This is a genomic window from Streptomyces sp. NPDC048196, assembly GCF_040652715.1.
GTDB lineage: Bacteria > Actinomycetota > Actinomycetes > Streptomycetales > Streptomycetaceae > Streptomyces > Streptomyces siderophoricus.
The window spans coordinates 21180-41181 of sequence record NZ_JBEZMM010000059.1; the positions used below are offsets into that span (position 1 = coordinate 21180).

The 20002-nt window shown below is 71.7% G+C and carries 17 protein-coding genes; 5 read left to right on the forward strand and 12 right to left on the reverse strand.

What is annotated here, in order from left to right; translation table 11 throughout:
- Positions 1-16: 16 nt before the first annotated feature.
- From AB0E02_RS34185 to AB0E02_RS34220, 8 genes are all read right to left on the reverse strand, one after another.
- Complete coding sequence (locus AB0E02_RS34185; protein WP_362146956.1) at positions 17-1123, reverse strand: ABC transporter permease; 1107 nt, start codon at positions 1121-1123, stop codon at positions 17-19.
- A complete protein-coding gene (locus AB0E02_RS34190; RefSeq protein WP_362146991.1) occupies positions 1120-2748 on the reverse strand; it encodes an ABC transporter ATP-binding protein in 1629 nt (542 codons plus the stop codon). Before AB0E02_RS34190 ends, AB0E02_RS34185 begins: the two co-directional genes overlap by 4 nt.
- Before the next feature lie 181 nt (positions 2749-2929).
- Entirely contained in the window at positions 2930-3964 is a 1035-nt protein-coding gene (locus AB0E02_RS34195) for a BMP family ABC transporter substrate-binding protein (RefSeq protein ID WP_362146959.1), read from the reverse strand.
- A gap of 230 nt (positions 3965-4194) precedes the next feature.
- On the reverse strand, positions 4195-5445 hold the full coding sequence (locus tag AB0E02_RS34200; protein WP_362146994.1) for an amidohydrolase: 1251 nt from the start codon (positions 5443-5445) through the stop codon (positions 4195-4197).
- 172 nt (positions 5446-5617) lie between these two features.
- On the reverse strand, positions 5618-6724 hold the full coding sequence (locus AB0E02_RS34205; protein ID WP_362146997.1) for a hypothetical protein: 1107 nt from the start codon (positions 6722-6724) through the stop codon (positions 5618-5620).
- A 226-nt stretch (positions 6725-6950) separates the two neighbouring features.
- The gene (locus tag AB0E02_RS34210; protein ID WP_310722592.1) at positions 6951-7883 is read right to left on the reverse strand and encodes an N-acetylneuraminate synthase family protein; all 933 of its coding nucleotides are present in this window, start codon (positions 7881-7883) and stop codon (positions 6951-6953) included.
- 61 nt (positions 7884-7944) lie between these two features.
- Positions 7945-9147, reverse strand: coding sequence for an acylneuraminate cytidylyltransferase (locus tag AB0E02_RS34215; protein WP_030416532.1), 1203 nt, complete (start codon positions 9145-9147; stop codon positions 7945-7947).
- A 41-nt stretch (positions 9148-9188) separates the two neighbouring features.
- A complete protein-coding gene (locus AB0E02_RS34220; protein ID WP_362147000.1) occupies positions 9189-10472 on the reverse strand; it encodes a DUF6716 putative glycosyltransferase in 1284 nt (427 codons plus the stop codon).
- Positions 10473-10695: 223 nt separating this feature from the next.
- Here AB0E02_RS34220 and AB0E02_RS34225 point away from each other — a divergent pair, with 223 nt between their 5' ends.
- From AB0E02_RS34225 to AB0E02_RS34235, 3 genes are read left to right on the forward strand one after another with little or no spacing between them, the layout of a single operon-like run.
- Positions 10696-11673, forward strand: a complete 978-nt coding sequence (locus AB0E02_RS34225) for a glycosyltransferase family 2 protein (protein WP_362146964.1) — start codon at positions 10696-10698, stop codon at positions 11671-11673.
- Positions 11673-13028, forward strand: coding sequence for a polysialyltransferase family glycosyltransferase (locus AB0E02_RS34230; protein ID WP_362146967.1), 1356 nt, complete (start codon positions 11673-11675; stop codon positions 13026-13028). The genes AB0E02_RS34225 and AB0E02_RS34230 overlap by 1 nt, the downstream gene beginning before the upstream one ends.
- Positions 13025-14185: an acyltransferase gene (locus AB0E02_RS34235; RefSeq protein WP_362146970.1), complete on the forward strand. Its 1161-nt coding sequence runs from the start codon at positions 13025-13027 to the stop codon at positions 14183-14185. Before AB0E02_RS34230 ends, AB0E02_RS34235 begins: the two co-directional genes overlap by 4 nt.
- On the opposite strand, the gene AB0E02_RS34240 is transcribed toward AB0E02_RS34235, so the two are convergent.
- Positions 14186-14869 carry a TetR/AcrR family transcriptional regulator C-terminal domain-containing protein gene (locus AB0E02_RS34240; protein ID WP_362146973.1) on the reverse strand — a complete coding sequence of 228 codons (684 nt, stop codon included), beginning with the start codon at positions 14867-14869 and terminating at the stop codon, positions 14186-14188.
- A gap of 62 nt (positions 14870-14931) precedes the next feature.
- Between AB0E02_RS34240 and AB0E02_RS34245 the strand changes: the two genes are divergently transcribed.
- A complete protein-coding gene (locus tag AB0E02_RS34245; protein WP_362146976.1) occupies positions 14932-16485 on the forward strand; it encodes an FAD-dependent monooxygenase in 1554 nt (517 codons plus the stop codon).
- A gap of 135 nt (positions 16486-16620) precedes the next feature.
- Here the strand turns inward: AB0E02_RS34245 and AB0E02_RS34250 are convergent, their stop codons facing one another.
- Both AB0E02_RS34250 and AB0E02_RS34255 read right to left on the reverse strand, forming a co-directional pair.
- Entirely contained in the window at positions 16621-18018 is a 1398-nt protein-coding gene (locus AB0E02_RS34250) for a gluconate:H+ symporter (RefSeq protein ID WP_362146979.1), read from the reverse strand.
- 35 nt (positions 18019-18053) lie between these two features.
- Complete coding sequence (locus AB0E02_RS34255) at positions 18054-18584, reverse strand: gluconokinase (protein WP_362146982.1); 531 nt, start codon at positions 18582-18584, stop codon at positions 18054-18056.
- Between the two features lie 131 nt (positions 18585-18715).
- On the opposite strand from AB0E02_RS34255, the gene AB0E02_RS34260 reads away from it, so the two are divergent.
- Entirely contained in the window at positions 18716-19417 is a 702-nt protein-coding gene (locus tag AB0E02_RS34260; protein ID WP_030416523.1) for a FadR/GntR family transcriptional regulator, read from the forward strand.
- Between the two features lie 219 nt (positions 19418-19636).
- On the opposite strand, the gene AB0E02_RS34265 is transcribed toward AB0E02_RS34260, so the two are convergent.
- On the reverse strand, positions 19637-19849 hold the full coding sequence (locus AB0E02_RS34265; RefSeq protein WP_030416522.1) for a hypothetical protein: 213 nt from the start codon (positions 19847-19849) through the stop codon (positions 19637-19639).
- Positions 19850-20002 lie beyond the last annotated feature (153 nt).

Genomic DNA, 20002 nt, shown 5'->3' on the forward strand with positions numbered 1-20002 from the left:
CGCTCACTCCGTTCGCTCACGAGGACACCTCCGCCTTCTCGGTCTTACGGGCCTGGGCGGCGAGCTCCGCGCCGACCTGCCGCTGCTGGAGTCTGAGGCCGTAGCGCCGTACGAGTTCGTAGGCGACGACGACGCACAGCACGATGACGCCCTGCATCACGCCGACGATCTCCTGCTGGTAGTCCTCGAATTCGAGCTGGGTGCCGGTCCGTTCGAGGAAGCCCCACAGCAGCGCGGCGGCGGCCATCCCGAGCGGGTGGTTGCGGCCCAGCAGCGCGATGGCGATGCCGGTGAAGCCGATGCCGATGGGGAAGTCGGTGCCGTAGTTGTACGAGGATCCGAGCAGCGTCGGCATGCCGATCAGGCCCGCCGCGGCGCCGGACAGCAGCATGGAGGTGACGATCATCCGCTTGACGCTGACGCCGCCCGCCTCGGCCGCGGACTCGGACTGGCCGACGGTGCGGAGGTCGAAGCCGAAGCGGGTGCGGTTGAGCACGAACCAGTACGCGAAGCCGACGACCACGGCGATCACGAGGAAGCCGTCGAGGGGAGCGGGCTGGGTGGGGAGGGTGAAGAAGTGGCTGGAGGCCGGGAGGTTCGGGGTGTGGAAGAGGTTGCCGTCCTTGACCGCGAGCCGGCCGTCCTGGAGGAAGTAGCCGATGACCGCGGCCGCGATGGCGTTCAGCATGATCGTGGTGATCACCTCGCTGACGCCGCGGGTGGTCTTCAGCAGACCCGCGATGCCGGCCCAGACCGAGCCGACCAGCATCGCGACGATGATGATGATCGGGATCTGGAGGAAGCCGGGAAGGGTCAGCGCACCGCCGACCACCGCGGCGAAGAACGCCGCGATGCGGTACTGGCCGTCGACGCCGATGTTGAAGAGGTTCATCCGGAAGCCGATGGCGACGGCCAGCGCGGACAGGTAGTAGGGGACCGCCTTGTTGATGATCCAGACCTGGCTGTCGCTCTTGGAGCCGAAGTCGGCCATCACCAGGTAGGCGTGGATCGGGTCCTTGCCGGTGACCATGATGATCACCGAGGTGATGGCCAGTGCCGCGACGATCGCCAGGGCGGGGGCGGCGATGCCCAGGACCAGCTTGTTCTTGTCGATCTTCTTCACTCGGACTCCCCCTCCTGGGACGAGCGCGGCTCCTGCTCCGCGGAGGAGTCGTTGTCGGAATGCGTGAGATGGCCGCTGGCGGCGCCGGTCATGGCCGAACCCAGCTCCTCAGGGGTGATGGTGGCGGGGTCCGCGTCCGCGACGAGCCGGCCGCGGTACATCACCCGCAGGCCGTCGGACAGGCCGATCAGCTCGTCCAGGTCGGCGGAGATCAGCAGTACGGCGAGACCTTCGTGGCGGGCGGTACGGATCTGGTCCCAGATCTGTGCCTGGGCGCCGACGTCCACGCCCCGGGTGGGGTGCGCGGCGATCAGCAGTTTGGGGTGGTGGCTCATCTCCCGGCCGAAGATCAGCTTCTGCTGGTTGCCGCCGGAGAGCGAGGCCGCGGTGACCTCGATGCCGGGGGTGCGGACGTCGTACTCGGCGACGATCCGCTCGGTGTCCGCGCGGGCGGCCTTCAGGTCGAGCAGCCGGCCCTTGGCGTTGGGCTTCTGGGTGACGTGGCCCAGGATGCGGTTCTCCCACAGGGGGGCCTCCAGCAGCAGGCCGTGCCGGTGGCGGTCCTCGGGGATGTAGCCGATGCCGTCCTCGCGCCGGGCGCGGGTGGGCAGGTGGCTGATGTCGGTGCCGTCCAGCGTGATGGTGCCGCCGTCGGGGTCGCGCATCCCCATGATCGCCTCGACCAGTTCGGCCTGGCCGTTGCCCTCCACGCCCGCGATGCCCAGGACCTCGCCCTTGTGGATGGTCAGCGACACGTCCTCCAGGACGGTGCGCTCCACCCCCTCCGCGTCGGCGGTGGTCAGCCGCAGCCCTTCGACCTTCAGCATCTCCACGTCCGTGACGGTGGACTCGCGGGTCTGCGGCGAGGGCAGTTCGCTGCCGACCATCAGCTCGGCGAGCTGCTTGGGCGTGGTCTCGCCGGGGACGACGGAGGCCACCGTGGTGCCGCGCCGGATGACGGTGATGTCGTCGGCGACCGAGAGCACCTCGCCCAGCTTGTGGGAGATGAAGATGACGGTCAGGCCCTCGGCCTTGAGTTCGCGCAGGTTGTCGAAGAGCGCGTCGACCTCCTGCGGGACCAGCACCGCGGTCGGCTCGTCGAGGATGAGCGTGCGGGCGCCGCGGTAGAGGACCTTGAGGATCTCCACGCGCTGGCGGTCGGCGACACCGAGGTCCTCGACGAGGACGTCGGGGCGGACGCCGAGGCCGTAGCGGTCGGAGATCTTGAGGATCTCGGCGCGGGCCTTGGCGCCGATGCCGTGCAGCTTCTCACCGCCGAGAACGACGTTCTCCAGGACGGTGAGGTTGTCGGCGAGCATGAAGTGCTGGTGCACCATGCCGATGCCGCGGGCGATGGCGTCGGCCGGGCTGTGGAAGCTGACCTGGTCGCCGTCGATGCCGATGGTGCCCTCGTCCGGCTTCTGCATGCCGTAGAGGATCTTCATCAGCGTGGACTTGCCCGCGCCGTTCTCGCCGACCAGCGCGTGCACGGTGCCGCGGTGGATGGTGATGTCGATGTCGTGGTTGGCGACGACTCCCGGGAACCGCTTGGTGATCCCGCGGAGTTCCACCGCCGGTGCCGCGGCGGGGGCGCTGTCTGCCTGGGGGCTGCTGGACGCTTTGATGGCGCACTCTCCTCGGGGGACAGGGAGTGGTACGAAGGAGCGGGGAGGTGAAGATATCGCGCCAACTCCGCGCTACGCGCGTAGTGTTGACGCCGAAAAAAGCCGAAATACCTGCCGGGTCGATCCGGCGAAAGTCCGGCGCGGCGGCGGGTGGCCGCCGCGCCGGACCGGAGAGACGCTACTACTTGGCGGGGGTCTCGCTGACCTTCACCTGACCCGACGCGATCTTCTTCTTCGCCGCGTCGATCTTGGCCTGGATGTCCTTGATGAAGCCGCCCGACGTGGACAGCCGCACACCGTCGTCCTTGAGCGTGTAGCTCTTGTTGCCGGTCAGCGGCTTCTTGTCGTGCACGCTCTTGACCAGGTCGTACACCGCCACGTCGACGTTCTTCATGACCGACGTGAGGATCGAGTTCTTGTACTGGGCCAGGCCCGGCTGGAGGTACTGGTCGGAGTCGACGCCGATCGCCCAGGTGCCCTTCTTGCCGGCGACCGTCTCGATCGAACCGTTACCGGACTGGCCGGCCGCGGTGTAGATCACGTCGATACCGGCGTCGAGCATGCCCTTGGCCTTGCCCTTCGCGGCGGCCGGGTCGTTGAAGCCCTTGTCGTCGTTGGCGTAGAGGTACTCGGAGGTGACCTTCGTCTTCGGGTCGGTGTCCTTGACGCCCTGCTCGAAGCCGGCCTGGAACTTCTGGATCAGCGCGTTGTTCACACCGCCGATGAAGCCGACCTTGTGGGTCTTGCTCTTCAGCGTGGCGGCGACACCGGCGAGGTAGGAGGCCTCGTTCTCGGCGAAGACCATGCCGTAGACGTTCTTGGCCTGGGAGGGCGAGTCGACGACGCCGAAGGTGGTCTTCGGGAACTGCTTGGCGACCTTGTTGACGGACTTGCCGTAGTTGAAGCCGACGCCGATGACGGGGTTGTAACCCGCCTCGGCCAGCGAGGACAGGCGCTGCTCGCGGTCCGCCTCGGTCTCGCCGTTCTTGGCGGTCATCATCTTGGACTTCACACCGAAGTCCTTCTCGGCCTTGTCCACGCCACGAGCCGCCGCCTCGTTGAACGAGTGGTCGTCCCGGCCGCCGACGTCGAAGGCGAGCCCGACGCCCTTGTCCTTGCCGCCGGACTCGGTGGACGACTCGCCACAGGCGCTCAGGGAGAGAGTGAGGGCCGCGGTGGCAATGCCCGCGGCAACGATCTTGGATACCCGGTGCACGAGGGCCCCTTCGACTCGTAGCGCCTCCATTGGCGCTGGCTTGTCGGAGATTAACGCGCGTAGACCTGGCGGAAAACCCTCCACTGTGTGGACGTTATCGATTTGTCTCTCAGGGCCTTGATCGCGATGGGGCGCCCCGGCCTCCGGTGCGACGTTCAAGATCGCACCGGAGGCTCGCGGGCGCTCGCGCCGGGGGCGAGCCGCCCGCGGGCCCGGGCCCCCGCGTCCCCCTACGGGAGAAGTTCCGCGGAGAGCAGCGCCGCCGCGGTGAAGAGTTCGACCCCGACCTTGATCGCCTGCTCGTCGACGTCGAAGTCGCCGCGGTGCAGGTCGTACCGGCCCAGCTCGCCGGGGCGGCGGACGCCGAGGCGGGCCATGGCGCCGGGGACCTCCTCCAGGTACCAGGAGAAGTCCTCGCCGCCCAGGGACTGCTCGGTGTCCTCCACGCTGTGCACGCCGCGCCGGGCGGTCATCGCGTCCTTGAGCAGCGTCACGCTGTCGGCCTCGTTGACCACCGGCGGCACCCCGCGCACGTAGTTGATCTGCGACTTCGCGCCGTGCAGCGTCGCGACCTCGTCGATGGCGGCGTGCACCATGTCCGGGGCCTTGCGCCAGGCGTCGAGATCCAGACACCGGACCGTGCCGGACAGCTCGGCGCGCTGCGGGATGACGTTGCAGATGTGCCCGGACGACAGCCGGCCCCAGGTCACGGCGAGCCCGGCCCGGGCGTCGACCCGGCGGGCGATCAGCGCCGGCACGTCGAGGGCGACCCGGGCCGCGGCGGTGACCATGTCGGTGGTCAGGTGCGGGCGGGCGGTGTGCCCGCCGGGGCCGTCCAGCTCGACCTCCAGCCGGTCGCAGGCGGAGGTGATCGCGCCGGTCCGCAGGCCGATCCGGCCGGCGTCGACGCGCGGGTCGCAGTGCACGGCGAGGATCCGGCCGACGCCGTCCAGCACCCCGGACTCGATGGCGTCCGCGGCGCCGCCCGGCAGCACCTCCTCGGCGGGCTGGAAGATCAGCCGCACCGGGCGGGGCAGCGCGCCGTTGCGGGCCAGCGCGGCCAGCACCAGGCCGGCGCCGAGCACGACGGTGGTGTGCACGTCGTGGCCGCAGGCGTGCGCCCGGCCGGGGACCACGGAGGCGTACTCCACGGTCTTGGTGTCCGGGATGGGAAGGGCGTCGATGTCCGCGCGCAGGGCGAGCAGCGGGGCGGTTCCGTCGCCGTACGCGGTGTCCGTGCCGATGTCGCACATCAGACCGGTGCCGGTGGCGAGTACCCGGGGGCGCAGTCCGGCCTGCTCCAGCCGCTCCTTGATCGCCGCGGTGGTCCGGAACTCCTGGTTGCCGAGCTCGGGGTGGCGGTGCAAGTCGCGGCGGAAGTCGATGAGTTCGGCACCGAGCGCCTCGGGCAGCGTGCCGGGGAGCGGGGCCCCGGCAGCGGTGTCGGCGGGGGCGTCGGCGTCGTCGGAATCGCGGGACATCAGTTGGTTCACCTGTTGAAGATTAGGCCCACCGATGGGGCAACTGTCCCTCGATCAACAAAAGTTCAGCCCCTTAGGGGAAGAAAATCTAGGCCGCTCGGCGCATGGACCGTTTATGGGAGGGGTATGAAGTACGGCTTCCCGCGACGGCCGTCGCCATGCCCCGCTCCGCTCAACCGGTGGCCATCCGCTCCCCGAACGGAAGTCGTTGCACGTCGCGGGCGGTTCCGGTGACCCCGTCGAGGAAGCCCTGTGCGCGCGGTGAAGCGTGGGCCGTCAGCCACTCCGGGTCGATGTCGCAGACCGCGACCCGGACCTGCGTACCGGCCAGGGCGAGCGGCAGGGTGTGCACGACGGTCGAGGGGAAGCTGACGATCAGCCGCCCGACGGGGCCGCGGCGGGCGATCAGTTCGAGCGGCAGATCCGGGCGGACGATCTCCAGGCCGGTCGCGGCGGCGAGGCGGTGCAGCTTCTCGGTGCTCTCGCGGCGGTGGGCGAAGTAGCGGCTGGCGCCGTGCGTACGGGCCAGGGTGCCGACCGCCGCCAGATAGCGGTCGGCGTCGACGACCCCGGTCTCCACCAGCGAGGTGCCGACGATGTCGGCGGCGCCCATCACCCGGGGCGGACCGAACCGCGCCCGGGTCCAGGCGAAGTCGTTACGGGCGAGGTGCACACCGGGCGGGGCCTCGACCGGCATCGAGCTGAACACGCCGACGGTGCGCCGGCCGCCCTCGGGCGGCGGGGTGAGCCGGCGGCGCGCGGTGGCCGAGAACGGGGCGAAGACCAGGTCCCGGGCGCCGCGTCCGCCGCCGCTGCGGTGCCAGCGCACCAGCCGTTCGCCGCGGGCGAGTTGGGAGATGAACTCCATGGTGGCGGTGCCGTCGTCGACCACGACCAGGTCGGGGGCGCCGGTGAGGGCGAGCAGCAGCTGGACGTAGCGGGAGAACGGGTCGCCGATGACGATCCGGCGGGCCCGGCGCAGCAGCGGGGTGAGGCCGCCGATGGTGCGCAGCGGCGCGGTGGGGCCGCCGCGGGCCTCCTCCCAGCGCACGGTGTGTCCTTCGTCGCGGGCGAGTTCGGCCATTCGGCGCAGCTGGCCGCGGGTCATCGGGTCGTGCGGGGAGAGCACGACGATGGTGACCTCGGTGGCCGCCCCGTCGGGACCGCCACCGTCGGGGGCGGCACCGTCCGAGGCGTCGGCCTCCGCTGCGCCGGCCTCCGCTGTATCGGCCTCCGGCAGTGCCGCGTGCGCCCATTCCAGGACGTTGAGCAGTTGCACCGGGCTCTCGACGAAGGCGAGGGTGCCGGTGCCGCGGGCGGCGGAGCGGGCGGTGGCACCGGCGGCTGCGGTGCGGGGGCGGTGGCGCTGCCGGGGCACCCCCAGGAGACGACGGGCGGGAGTACCCGTCGTCCCCTGGGGCGGGACCTCGGCACCTCGCGTGAACGGCGCGGCGCGGATCCCCTCAGGTGAGCTCACCTTGTCTCCCGTCGGCTGGTGGCCGGTGTCAGACTGCCGCGGGCTGGGCCTCGGCGGCCTCCGTCTCGGCGACCACGCCGGCGACCCGGCGCAGCTTCTTCATCGGGCCGAGCTCGGACTCGTAGACCTTCTTGACGCCGTCGCCGAGGGACTCCTCGATGGTGCGGATGTCGCGCACGAGGCGGGAGAGGCCGCCGGGCTCGACGGAGGCGGCCTGGTCGGAGCCCCACATGGCGCGGTCGAGGGTGATGTGCCGCTCGATGAAGGTGGCGCCGAGGGCGACCGCGGCGAGGGTGGTCTGCAGACCGGTCTCGTGGCCGCTGTAGCCGATCGGGACGTTGGGGTACTCGTCCTGCAGGGTGTTGATCATCCGCAGGTTGAGCTCCTCGGCCTTGGCCGGGTAGGTGCTGGTGGCGTGGCAGAGCAGGATGTTGTCGCTGCCCAGGACCTCGACGGCGTGCCGGATCTGCTTGGGGGTGGACATGCCGGTGGAGAGGATGACGGTGCGGCCGGTGGCGCGCATGGCGCGCAGCAGCTCGTCGTCGGTGAGGGAGGCGGAGGCGACCTTGTAGCAGGGCACGTCGAACTTCTCCAGGAAGGCGACGGACTCCACGTCCCACGGGGAGGCGAACCACGCGATGCCGCGCTTCTTGCAGTACTCGTCGATGGCGCGGTAGCCGTCCTCGTCGAACTCCACGCGGTGGCGGTAGTCGATGTAGGTCATCCGGCCCCAGGGGGTGTCGCGCTCGATGTCCCACTGGTCGCGGGGGGTGCAGACCTCCGGGGTCCGCTTCTGGAACTTCACCGCGTCACAGCCGGCGTCGGCGGCGGCGTCGATCAGCGCGAAGGCGTTCTCCAGGTCGCCGTTGTGGTTGATGCCGATCTCGCCGGTGACGTAGACGGGGCGGCCGGGGCCGGCCTCGCGGGTACCGAGCTTGCGGAGGCGGGAGTTGGTGCTCATGGGGAGATTCCTTCGTGTGGATACGGGGGTGTGCTGGGGGAACAGGGGAGCAGGGGGTGGGTTACAGGGAGGGGCCCAGCAGCCAGCCGGCGATCTCGCGGATCGCGCCGCTGCCTCCGGGCGTGGCGGTGACGGCGCGGGCCGCGCCGCGCACCACGTCGTGTGCCCCGGCGACCGCCACCGGCCAGCCGACGAGGTCGAAGCACGGGAGGTCGTTGACGTCGTTGCCGACGTAGAGCACGCGCTCGGGCGCGACTCCGGCCTCCTCGCACCACTGCTTGAGGGCGAGGTCCTTGCGGTCGATGCCGTGCAGGACGGGCACCCGCAGCTTGCGGGCCCGGGCGGCGACGACCGGGTTGGTCTCGGTGGACAGGATCAGCAGCTTCAGCTCGGCCCGGCGCAGGGCGGCGATGCCGAGGCCGTCGCCGCGGTGGACCGCGACGATCTCCCGGCCGTCGGCGTCGATCAGCACCCGGTCGTCGGTCTGGGTGCCGTCGAAGTCGAGGACGACCGCGTCGATGTCGTCGCGGGTCGGCAGGGCGCCGGGGCGGGCAGCGTCCAGCAGCGGCGCGAGCGCGCGGGCGCGGGCGAGGTCGTGCGGGTCGTCGACCTCCAGCACCCGGGCCGGGTCGGTGCGGACGAGTTCGGTGCGGCCGAAGAAGCGGTGGCCGCTGGTGCGGAAGCCGGCCGCGTCCATGGCGTAGGCGGCGCCGGTCTCCAGCAGGTCCTGGGGCCGGTCCTGGCGGCGCGGCCGGAAGGACTTGTCGTGGTTGACGCCGTGGCCACCGTCGCCGGCGGTCGCGCCGCCCACCGCGGGCTCGGCGTCGCGCCAGACGAAGCCGTGGAAGGGCGCCACGGTCAGCGCGCTGTCGGCGCCGCCCTCGACGACCGCGGCGGCCACCCCGTCGACGTCCTCGCGGACCAGGAACGGGCTGGTGCACTGGACCAGCAGCACCGCGTCGACCGTGGTGCCCTGCTCGGCCTCGTACGCGTCCATGGCGTGCAGGACGGCGGCCTCGCTGGTGGCGGTGTCGCCCGCGATGTCGCCGGGGCGCCGGACGACGACGGCTCCGGCGCTGCGCGCGGCGGCCGCGATCCCGGCGTCGTCGGTGGAGACCACCACGTCGGTGACCAGGCGGGCGGCGCGGCATTCGCGGACCGCGCGGGCCACCAGGGGCACGCCCCCGACGGCGGCGAGGTTCTTGGCGGGCACGCCCTTGGATCCGCCGCGGGCGGGGATGACGGCAACCACGGTGGGTGGCATTGCGGGCTCCTTGGTCGGGCCGGGGGCGGAGGCTGGGGAGGTCACAGCTGGCCCCAGCGGCGGATGGCGGGGGCGACGCGCTGGACGCCGTGGCGATAGGCGCCGCGGGCGGCCTCGCGGACGGTCTCGCGGGCGATCCGGCGCAGTCCGCCGGTCTCCTCGGGGGCGTCGGTGTGGCCGGGGAGCGGGGCGCCCTGCGGGTCCAGGCCGTGCCGCGCGAGGATGCCGGGCAGGTAGCCGGGGGCGGTGCGCGGTGTGTAGTACGGGGTGAGCGGCGGCAGGGTCGCGGCCTCGCGGAGTGCGGTGACCCGGGCACGGGCCGCGTCGAAGGCGCTCTCGTATTCGCCCTCGGCGGCGACTCCCTGGCGGGCCAGCCAGCCCGGGTCGGGTTCCGGGCGGTGGCCGGCGTCCAGCTCGTCCCAGGAGGCCAGGCAGCCGGAGCCGAGGAAGTGGTGGTTGCCGAGGACCTCGCGGATGCCGAGGTCGGTGAGGACGGCGGTGGGGATGCCGCGGTGCAGGGATTCCAGGGCGGCGGTGGAGCTGACCGTCACCAGCAGGTCGGTGCGGTCCAGGACCTCGCCCATGTTGCCATACACCAGGCGGCAGTTGGCGGGCAGTCCGCCGGGGATCTTGGCGGCGAGCTTCTGGTACGGCAGTTCCTCGATGTGCGTGGTGTGTTCGCCGGGCTTGCTGCGGAGCTTGATCAGCACCTCGCGGCCGGGGTGCTTACGGGCGTGCTCAACGGCCCGGCGCAGCAGGTACGTCCGGTCGGCGCGGTTCTCCGGGACGGAGGGCTGGGCGGCGAACACCACGGTGTAGGGGGCGTGTTCGGCGGTGTAGCGGTCGCCGCCGAGGAACGGCAGGGCGCATTCGACGACGCTGCCGTCGTCGGCGCCGACCCCGCGGTAGACGGCGCGGAACCGCTCTGCGTCGTGCCGGGAGTTGGCGAGGACGACGTCCGCGCCGTGCCGCAGCAGCAATCCGTCGGCGAGCTTCTCGTAGACCACTCCGACGTAGCCGGTGACGACCACGGGGCGCTGATCGGCGCCCTCCCAGGCGCGGGCGAGGCCGTGCAGCATGGCCTGTACCGCGCCGCCGACGCAGGCCAGCACGACGACGTCGTAGCGGGTGCGGTCGATGGTGCGCACGAAGTCGACGCCCCGGATCTCGCGCAGCGCGTCCGCCCGGGCGCCGACCTCGTCGAGCTGGCGGACCGTGGGAGTGGCGCGGCCGCGGAGCAGATATCCGTCGAGCCGGATGTCCGATTGGATTCGGTACGCTGTCAAAGCGCCCCATTTCCAGCGGGTATCCGAGTCGGCGAGCACGGCGACTCGCGGCGGGGAAGCGGTACGTGATGGCACGTCGAAGACGCTAGGAAGGCATTCCGTTTGGCGGGCCAACTGGGTCGCAACAAAGGGTTAACAGCGGGTCGACGAATGACGAACCGGCCCGATTACCGGCCCGGTTAACCATCCCGCCATTCTTCGTTCACCCCGGTGTCCACACCGCGTAAAGACGAATGCCGGACCGACACCTAACGTCACCCGGGTGGTTAAGCTCTCCGTCATCGTGCCGTTCTACAACGTGCAGACATACGCGCCCGACACCCTGAAAAGCCTCGCGGCCAACGCCCGCGACGACTTTGAATTCCTGCTCGTCGACGACTGTTCGCGCGACGAGACCCCGGAGATCCTCGCGCGTGCCGAGCGTGAGCTGCCGGGCGCCAGAGTGCTGCGGCACGAACGGAACGGCGGCCTGGCCACCGCCCGCAACACCGGCCTGGACCAGGCCCGCGGGGAGTACCTCACCTTCCTCGACGGCGACGACTGGCTGGCACCCGGCTACTTCACCGAACTCCTCTCGGCCATCGAGGAGTTGGGGTGTGACTTCGTCCGCACCGACCACGTCCAGTGCACCGCCCGGGCGCGCACCGTGCACCGCGTGCCGCACGGCCGGCGCGGGGTGGTGCTGGATCCGCGCGCGGTGATCCTGCCCGCGGACCGCTCCACCTCGGTCGACTACGCCTACGCCTGGGCCGGGATGTACCACCGCCGGCTGCTGGACGACGGGGTGCTGCGTTTCAAGGACGGGCTGCGCACCGCCGAGGACCGGCCGTGGATCTGGCGGCTGCACCGCGAGGCGAAGTCCATGGCGGTGGTCGGTCTGCTCGGTGTTTTCTACCGGCGCGGAGTGGCCTCGTCGCTCACCCAGATCGGTGATGTGCGGCAATTGGATTTCATCCGGGCATTCGACCAGGTGATCGAGGAAACCGCACAGGACCGCGATGCGGACCGACTGCTTCCGAAAGCGGTCCGGACCTATTGCGCGATCATTTCCCACCACCTCGGTTCGATCGAACGTTTCGAACCGCAGGTGGCCCGTAAATTGCGTTCGATGAGTGCCGCGGCCATGAAGCGCATGCCGCAGGACGTACTGAAGGAAGCACTGGATTCGATGGATGTGCAGCGCGCGTCCCGGCTGCGGCGGCTGCGCCGTCGCCCTGTCCCTGCCGAGGTGGCCGCCTGATGCCCACCCGAGCCCGCACCCAGATCTTCGTGGCGTCCACGCTGTACGGCGCGGCGACGCTCGCCGCGGCGCTGGACGCCGACCGGTTCGCGCCGGCCGGCCGCCGGCTGCTGCTGCTCAGCAACAACGCGACGACCCCGGAGACCACCGCGTCGCTGGACACCATGCCCGGCTTCGAGCGGCTGCGCGGCCGCTTCGACCGGGTGCTGTCGTGGAACGAGACGATCAGCCCCTTCCACCCGGGCGGCTGGTCCCCGCGCGCGGACGACGTCCCGCTGTGGGAGCGCCACCTGCGGCTGCTGTGGGGCCTGGGTGACGACCAGGTCGAGCTGGTCGTGGAGTCCATCCAGGTCAACCCGGCGCTGGCGATCGCCCAGCTCTTCCCGGACGCGCCGATCGAGGTCTACGCGGACGGGCTGATGAGCTACGGCCCGACCCGCAACAAGCTCGACCCGCTGGTCGGCACCCGGATCGGCCGGCTGCTGCACCTGGACCTGGTGCCGGACCTGTCGCCGCTGCTGCTCACCGAGTTCGACGTGCCGGCCGAGACCGTCCCGACCGACGCCTTCACCAAGGTGCTGTCCGAACTCGCCGACGTCAGCGGCCCGTTGGACCTCCCGGAGGGCGGCGCGCTGCTCCTCGGGCAGTACCTCTCCGCGCTGGGCATCCTCACCCCGGAAGAGGAGGAGGAGCTGCATGTGCGGATGGTGCGCGGCGCCGCCGGGCGCGGGCACCGCGAGATCGTCTTCAAGCCGCACCCGTCCGCGCCGGCCCGCTGGTCGCGGCTGCTGGAGCGGGAGGCGGAGAAGCTGGACGTGGCACTGACGGTGCTCGACAGTCCGGTGCTGGCCGAGGTGGTCTACCAGCGGATGCGGCCCGCGCTGGTCGTCGGCTGCTTCTCCACCGCCCTGCTGACCGCGGCCACCTTCTACGGCCTGCCGGTCGCCCGCACCGGAACCGATCTGCTGCTGGAGCGGCTGACGCCGTATCAGAACAGCAACCGCATCCCGGTGACGCTGGTGGACGCCCTGGTCCCGGACCTGGAGGACACCGGCGAGCGGCCGCGTACGAGCGCCACCGCGGCGTCCGTCGAGGGGCTGGTCGCCGCGGTCGGCTATGCGATGCAGCACCAGATCTACCCGGAGCTGCGGCCGGCCGCCGAACGCTATCTCGCGGCCCACCTCGACGCGCGGACCTGGCGCTACTTCAAGCGCCGCCGGCTGACCGCGCTGGCGCTGCCCGGCGCGATCCCCTCCCAGCTGTCCTTCATCCCGCGCAACGCCACGGTCCGCCGGGTCGCCCGCCGGGCCCGGGCGGTGCAGCGGCGGCTGAAGAAGCGGGCCGTCTTCGGATGACGACGACCCCGCCGCTGGCGACCGGCGCGCCACCCGTCGCGCCGGACCTCGTCACCCCCGCCCCGCAGCGCCTGATACGGCGGCGCAGCCGCGACGGAGCACCGTCCCGGCTGCGCGCCCTCGACGGGCTGCGGCTGCTGGCCGCCCTGATGGTCGCCGCGTACCACTACGGCGGGCGCGGCGGCGAGATAGCCGGGGCCTGGGGCGACTCCCCGTCCCATCAATTCCCCACCCTGGCACCGCTGTTCGCCTACGGCTGCCTGGGCGTCCAGATCTTCTTCGTGATCAGCGGGTTCGTGATCTGCCTGTCCGGCTGGGGCCGGACCCTGCGGGCCTTCGTCGCCTCCCGCATCTCCCGCCTCTATCCCGCCTACTGGGCCGCGATCCTGCTCGTCACCGCGGTCTTCGCGCTCCCCTTCGTCGCCTACAAGGCGCTCGCGCCCAGCGAGGTCCTGACGAACCTCACCATGCTCCAGCAGCCGCTCGGCGTGCACCGCGTCCTCGGCGTCTGCTGGACCCTCTGGGCGGAGATGCGCTTCTACGCGCTCTTCGCGCTCTGCGTGGTCCTGCCGGGCGCGACCCGCGGCCGGGTGGTCCTCTTCTGCGCCGGCTGGACGCTGGCCGCGGCGCTGGCCCAGGCCGCGCACCAGCCGCTGCTGGACGTCGTCCTGATGCCGGAGTACGCGCCGTTCTTCATCGGCGGCATCGGGCTGTACCTGCTGCACCGCTACGGCCCCCGGGATCCGGTCGCCTGGGCGATCGTCCTGGTCAGCTGGCTCATCGGGCAGCACTACGCGGTCGCCGGCCTCTGGCACGCCGCGTCGGTGCACGCCTTCTCCTACCGTTCGACGGCCGGCATCATCGCCGTCGTCACCCTCGGTTTCGTACTGGTCGGGGCGGTCGCCCTGGGCGCGCTGCGGTGGGCGGACTGGCGCTGGCTGACCGTCGCCGGTGCGCTCACCTACCCCTTCTACCTGGTCCACGAGCACCTGGGCTGGGTCGTGGTGCGCGCCCTGCACCGCACCCTCGGCGTGCCATCCGCCCTGACGCTGGTCCTGACGACCGGGCTGATGCTGCTGCTGGCGTGGGTGCTGTACCGCTGTGTGGAGCGTCCGCTGACCCCCCGCCTGAAGCGGGCACTGGACCCGCGGCGCTGATCAGCGGCCGGCCCGGGCTCCCGGACCGGCCGTCGCCTCGATGCCCGCGAGGATGATCCGCAGCCCGGCCTCGAAGCTGCGGTCGAGGTCGCCGAACATCTCCCGGCCGCCGCGTGCCGCGAGGGGATAGCGGTCGCCCAGATCCGCCTCGCGCCGGTCGAAGTCATAGGCCGGGTCCCGGGTCTCCGGACGGCCCGGCTCCGGGTGCACCGACTGCTCCTCGATCACCAGCCCGATGGTGAAGTTGTACGCGGTCCACCAGGCGTGCACCGCCTCGCCCAGCGTGAAGCCGGCCGTGGTGAGCCGGCGCAGGAAGCCGTCCAGCGGCGCGGCGAAGCTGCTGTCGGTCATCCGCGTGCCGCTGAAGACCTTCCCGCCGTCGCGGTAGCCGAGCAGTGCCCGGCGCAGTCCCCGGCAGGCGGTGAGCAGCAGCTCCTGCCAGGTCCCGTCGAAGGCCGACCCGTCCGGCCCCTGCCCGGTGAGCGGCACGGCCATCCGCCGGAACATCTCGGTGGCCATCTCGTCGAGCAGTTCCTGCTTGTTCTTGAAGTGCCAGTAGAGCGCGGGGGCCTTGACGTCCAGCTCCGTGGCGATCCGGCGCAGGGTCAGGCCGTCCAGGCCGACCTCGTTCAGCAGCCGCAGTGCGGTGGTGACCACTTGTTTCCGGTCGATGCGCGAAACCATGTTGACAACTTAACACCGTTAAGGCCATGCTCGGAAGCATGGAACTTAACAGCGTTAAGGACATGAGCGGTCAGCCGGACACCCTCCCCGCGGCCGTCGACGTACTGATCGCGGGAGCGGGCCCGACCGGCCTCGCGCTGGGCATCGACCTGGCCCGCCGCGGCGTGCGCGCCCTGATCGTCGAGCGCCAGGACCGCCTCTCCCCCGGCGCGCGCGGCAACGGCCTGCAGCCGCGCACCCAGGAGGTCTACGAAGACCTCGGGGTGCTGGACGCCATCCGCGCGGCCGGCGGCGACTACCCGGTCACCGCCCGCTGGCAGGACGGCCGGATCATCGGCACCGAGGTGATGATCGAGCGGGTCGAGCCGACGCCCGCCGCGCCGCACGCGAACGCGATGATGGTGCCGCAGTTCCGCAACCTGGAGCTGCTCCACGAACGGCTCACCGAGCTCGGCGGCAGCGTCCTGTTCTCCACCGAACTCACCGACTTCACCCAGGACGCGGACGGGGTGACGGCCCGTCTCGTCACCGCCGGCGGCACGCCGCACTCCGTGCGCGCCGCCTATCTGGTCGCCGCCGACGGCGGGCGCAGCACGGTCCGCCGGGCACTCGGCACCGGGATGAGCGGGCCGGGGGCCCTGGAAATGGGGCCGGGCGCCGCGCTGCTCGCGGACGTCCGGATCAGCGGCCTGGACCGCGACCACTGGCACCGCTGGGAATCGACCGAGGGCGGTTTCGTCGCCCTGCTGCCGCTGGCCGGCACCGATCTCTTCCAGGGCATGATCGTGGCTTCCACCGAGGGGCCGGACGCCTCTCCCGAGATGGTCCGCGCGGCGATCGCGGCGCACACCCACCTCACCGCCGAGCAGGTCACCGACGTCGTCTGGACCTCCGTCTTCCGGCCCAAGGCGGGCCTGGCCGACACCTTCCGCACCGGCCGGGTCTTCCTCGCCGGCGACGCCGCGCACATCCACTCACCGGCCGGCGGCCAGGGCCTGAACACCAGCGTCCAGGACGGCTACAACCTCGGCTGGAAGCTCGGCCTGGTCCTGCGGCACGGCGCACCCGACACCCTGCTCGACACCTACGAGGCCGAACGCCGCCCGATAGCCGAGCGCATCCTCGACACCAGCACCCGGCTGCACCGCTCGCGCTCGCTGCGCCGCGGCCGCGACCTGCACCAGCTCGACATCGGCTACCCGGACAGCCCGCTGACCCGGGAGCTGCGCACCGGTCTGCCCGAGGACGCGCTGCGGGCCGGCGACCGGGCGCCCGACGCCCCCTGCCACACCCCCGACGGCAAGGCCGTCCGGCTCTTCGACGCCTACCGGGGCCCGCACTTCACCCTGCTCGTCCTCGGCGAGACCGACCTCGACGCCGCCGCGCTGCCCGCCGACCCGGCCCTGCTGCGGATCGTCCGCGCCGGCGGCTCGGACCCCGACCTGATCGACACCGACGGCCACCTCCGCGCCGCCTACGGCGACGGTCCCGCCGTCCTCCTCGTCCGCCCGGACGGCTACCTCGCCCTCGCCGCCCCGGCCACCGGCGCCACCACCGCGGTGGCCGAGGCCCTGGCCGCGTACATCGGCGCGCCCGCCCCGCAGCCGGCCGTCTGACCTGCGGTTCCACAAGCGCGCGAGGCCGTACGAGCGGAAACTCCGCCGTACGGCCTCGCGCCGGGAACGGGCACCTTAAGGGGGGTGCGGCGCCCGGGGCGGCAGGGGTCCGCCCTGAAGGACCATGAACCGGGGCTACACGACCAGGGAGAGCAACAGCACGCACCCGATGCCGACCACCGAGATCAGCGTCTCCATCACCGACCAGGTCTTCAGCGTCTGGCCGACGGTCAACCCGAAGTACTCCTTGACCAGCCAGAAGCCGGCGTCGTTGACATGGCTGAAGAACAGCGAGCCGCAGCCGATCGCCAGTACCAGCAGCGCCACATGAGTGGTGCTCATGTCCGCGGCGAGCGGGGCCACCAGACCGGCGGCCGAGATGGTGGCCACCGTCGCCGAGCCGGTCGCGAGCCGGATGGCGACCGCGATCAGCCAGGCCAGCAGCAGCGTGGAGAGGTGCCAGCCCTTGGAGACGTCCAGGATCATCTGACCCACGCCGCAGTCCACCAGCGTCTGCTTGAAGCCGCCGCCCGCGCCGACGATCAGCACCACGCCGGCGATCGGGGCGAGCGACTTCTCCACGGTGGCCGCGGTCCGCCCGCGGCTGAAACCGGCCGCCCGGCCGAGCGTGAACATCGCGACGATCACCGCGGTCAGCAGCGCGATCAGCGGCGATCCGACCACGTCAAAAACCCGCTGCACACCGGCCTTCGGATCGTCGACGACGACGTCCACCAGCGCCTTGGCCAGCATCATCACGACCGGCAGCAGCACGGTGGCGACGGTGATCCCGAACCCGGGCCGCTTCTCCAGCTCCTCCGAGGCGCGTTGCGGGATCATCTTCTCCGGCGGGCGGACGTCCACCCAGCGGGCCGCGTAACGCGAGAAGACCGGGCCCGCGATGATCGCGGTCGGCACGGCCACGACCACGCCGAGCGCCAGGGTGACGCCGAGGTTCGCGCCGACCGCGTCGATCGCCACCAGCGGGCCGGGGTGCGGCGGGATCAGCCCGTGCATGACGGACAGTCCGGCCAGCGCCGGGATGCCGATCCGCATCAGCGAGAAGTTGCCGCGCTTGGCGACCAGCAGGACCACCGGGATCAGCAGCACGATGCCGACCTCGAAGAAGATCGGCAGCCCGACGATCCCGGCGATCAGCACCATCGCCCACGGCATCGCCCGCCTGCTCGACCGCGCAAGGATCGTGTCGACGATCTGATCCGCGCCGCCGGAGTCGGCGAGCAGCCGGCCGAGGATCGCACCCAGCGCGATCAGCACCCCGGTCCCGGCGACCGTGGTCCCCAGCCCCGTCGAGAAGCTGACGATGACCTTGTCGAGCGGTGCCCCGGCCACCGCCCCGAGCACCAGCGAGCCGATGATCAGCGACAGGAAGGCGTGCAGCTTGAACTTGGTGATGAGCAGGACGATGACGGCGATGCCGGCCAGGACGGCGATGCCCAGCTGGGCGTGACCGGCCGAGGTGATCGGCACGGTCGCGTCCGCTGCGAGCATCTCGACGCTGAGATGTGTCACGGCGCTTCCCTTGGTTGGACGGGAGGGGGAGGGGGTTACCCGGCGGATGCGGCCTGCGCACGCAGTGCGGCCACCGCCCGCCCGGCGATCTGCTGCGGGGTGCCGGCGACGTCGACCGCGACGCCCGCCTCGTCCGGCCCGAGGGGTTCGAGCGTGGCGAACTGCGAGTCCAGCAGCGTGGTCGGCATGAAGTGGCCCTGACGCTCGGCCATCCGCGCCTGGATCAGCGCGCGGTCACCGGTCAGATGCAGGAAGACCAGGCCCGGGGCGGCGGCCCGCAGCCGGTCCCGGTAGGCCCGCTTCAGCGCCGAGCTGCTGACCACGCCGCCCCGCCCGGCCCGGCCGTGCGCCCAGGCGCCGATCGCATCCAGCCAGGGGCCGCGGTCGGCGTCGTCCAGCGGGACACCGGCCGTCATCTTGGCGATGTTGGCCGGGGGATGGAAGTCGTCGCCCTCGGCGTACGGGACGCCCAGTTCGGCGGCCACCAGCGGGCCGATGGTGGTCTTGCCGGTGCCGGCCACGCCCATCACGACGATGACGTCTGGGGCGGCGTCGGGAGTGCTCATCCCGGGTTACCTCGCTGTCTTCCTTGACCCCGTGCACCCCCACTGAAGCCGATTACATACGACGTATTCAAGAGTCTGTGATGCAAACGTCATACTTAATTGCCCGGGAGGCGGGAACGTACGCTTACTCCATGGAGAACGAGGGGAAGGGCCTGCACGGCCGCGTGCTGGAGGCCCTCGGGCCCGAGATCACCGCGGGCGACCACCCTCCGGGCACGGTCCTGCGCACCGACGAGCTGGCGCAGCGCTTCGACGTCTCGCGCACGGTCATCCGCGAGGCGATCCGGGTCCTGGAATCCATGCAGCTGGTCGCCTCCCGGCGCCGGGTCGGGGTGACCGTCCGCCCCACCGAGGAGTGGAACGTCTACGACCCGCGGGTCATCGGCTGGCGGCTGACCGGCCGGGACCGCCCCCGCCAGCTGCGCTCACTGACCGTCCTGCGCTCGGCCGTCGAACCGGTCGCCGCCGGACTCGCCGCCCAGCACGCCACGCCCGCCCAGTGCGCCGAACTCACCGAACACGCCATGGGCATGGTCGCCACCTCACGCGGCCAGCAGCTCGACGCGTACCTGGTCCACGACGTGGCCTTCCACCGCGTGATCCTCGCCGCCTCCGGCAACGAGATGTTCGCCCGCCTCGCGGACGTCGTCGCGGCCGTCCTGACCGGCCGCACCCACCACCACGTCATGTTCACCGACCCCGACCCGGCCGCGGTCACCCTCCACGTCCAGGTCGCAGAGGCGGTCCGCACGGGCGACGCGGGGGCCGCGGAGCGGCTGACCCGCGAGATCACCACCGGGGCGATGGCCGAACTGGACGTCCTGGCGCCGTAGTTGGGCCCTCCCACGTACCCGTCTGCCCCGCCGCGGGTCGTCCCGCCGTGGCGCTTTGCGGCGCCCCCGCACGTACCCGTCTGTCCCGCCGCGGGCCGTCCCGCCGTGGCGCCTGCGGCGGGCTGGTGGTTGTCGGGTGCGGTGCCGGCCCTCCAGACTCCGTCCTCCGGTCCGGCCCCTCCCGTTGGGGGATAGGGAAAAGGCCGGTGGGGGTGCGCGTCAGAACAGCGGCTGCTGGCCCGGGAACGGGGGCTCCTCGGGGTCGAAGAGCCGCTCGGCGGGGGCCATCAGCGGGGCGATCCGCCGTGACCCCGGACAGGAGATCAGCTCCAGCCCCGTCCGCCGCCCCGGCGGGTCATGCCGGGCAAAGCGGCCGCCGACAACGGCGATCTCTCGAGTACACACGGGGCACGCACGACGCGGACTGGACATGCGCCCATTGTTCCCTCCCCCATACCCGTCCGCGGCGCCGCGGGTGGTGGTTACCTGCACCCCCACCCACCCGCACCCTTCCCCCAACGGGAGGGGACGGGCCGGAGGGGCCGGTGTTTGGGACGTAAAGCGCCAGCAGTCCCAAACACCGGC

What these genes read in the sequence shown, in the direction of transcription:
- AB0E02_RS34200 (WP_362146994.1), bottom strand. Translation starts at nt 5,445, where the DNA reads ATGTCCCGCGATTCCGACGACGCCGACGCCCCCGCCGACACCGCTGCC.
- AB0E02_RS34210 (WP_310722592.1), bottom strand. Translation starts at nt 7,883, where the DNA reads ATGAGCACCAACTCCCGCCTCCGCAAGCTCGGTACCCGCGAGGCCGGC.
- AB0E02_RS34215 (WP_030416532.1), bottom strand. Translation starts at nt 9,147, where the DNA reads ATGCCACCCACCGTGGTTGCCGTCATCCCCGCCCGCGGCGGATCCAAG.
- AB0E02_RS34230 (WP_362146967.1), top strand. Translation starts at nt 11,673, where the DNA reads ATGCCCACCCGAGCCCGCACCCAGATCTTCGTGGCGTCCACGCTGTAC.
- AB0E02_RS34235 (WP_362146970.1), top strand. Translation starts at nt 13,025, where the DNA reads ATGACGACGACCCCGCCGCTGGCGACCGGCGCGCCACCCGTCGCGCCG.
- AB0E02_RS34240 (WP_362146973.1), bottom strand. Translation starts at nt 14,869, where the DNA reads ATGGTTTCGCGCATCGACCGGAAACAAGTGGTCACCACCGCACTGCGG.
- AB0E02_RS34245 (WP_362146976.1), top strand. Translation starts at nt 14,932, where the DNA reads ATGAGCGGTCAGCCGGACACCCTCCCCGCGGCCGTCGACGTACTGATC.
- AB0E02_RS34255 (WP_362146982.1), bottom strand. Translation starts at nt 18,584, where the DNA reads ATGAGCACTCCCGACGCCGCCCCAGACGTCATCGTCGTGATGGGCGTG.
- AB0E02_RS34260 (WP_030416523.1), top strand. Translation starts at nt 18,716, where the DNA reads ATGGAGAACGAGGGGAAGGGCCTGCACGGCCGCGTGCTGGAGGCCCTC.
- AB0E02_RS34265 (WP_030416522.1), bottom strand. Translation starts at nt 19,849, where the DNA reads ATGTCCAGTCCGCGTCGTGCGTGCCCCGTGTGTACTCGAGAGATCGCC.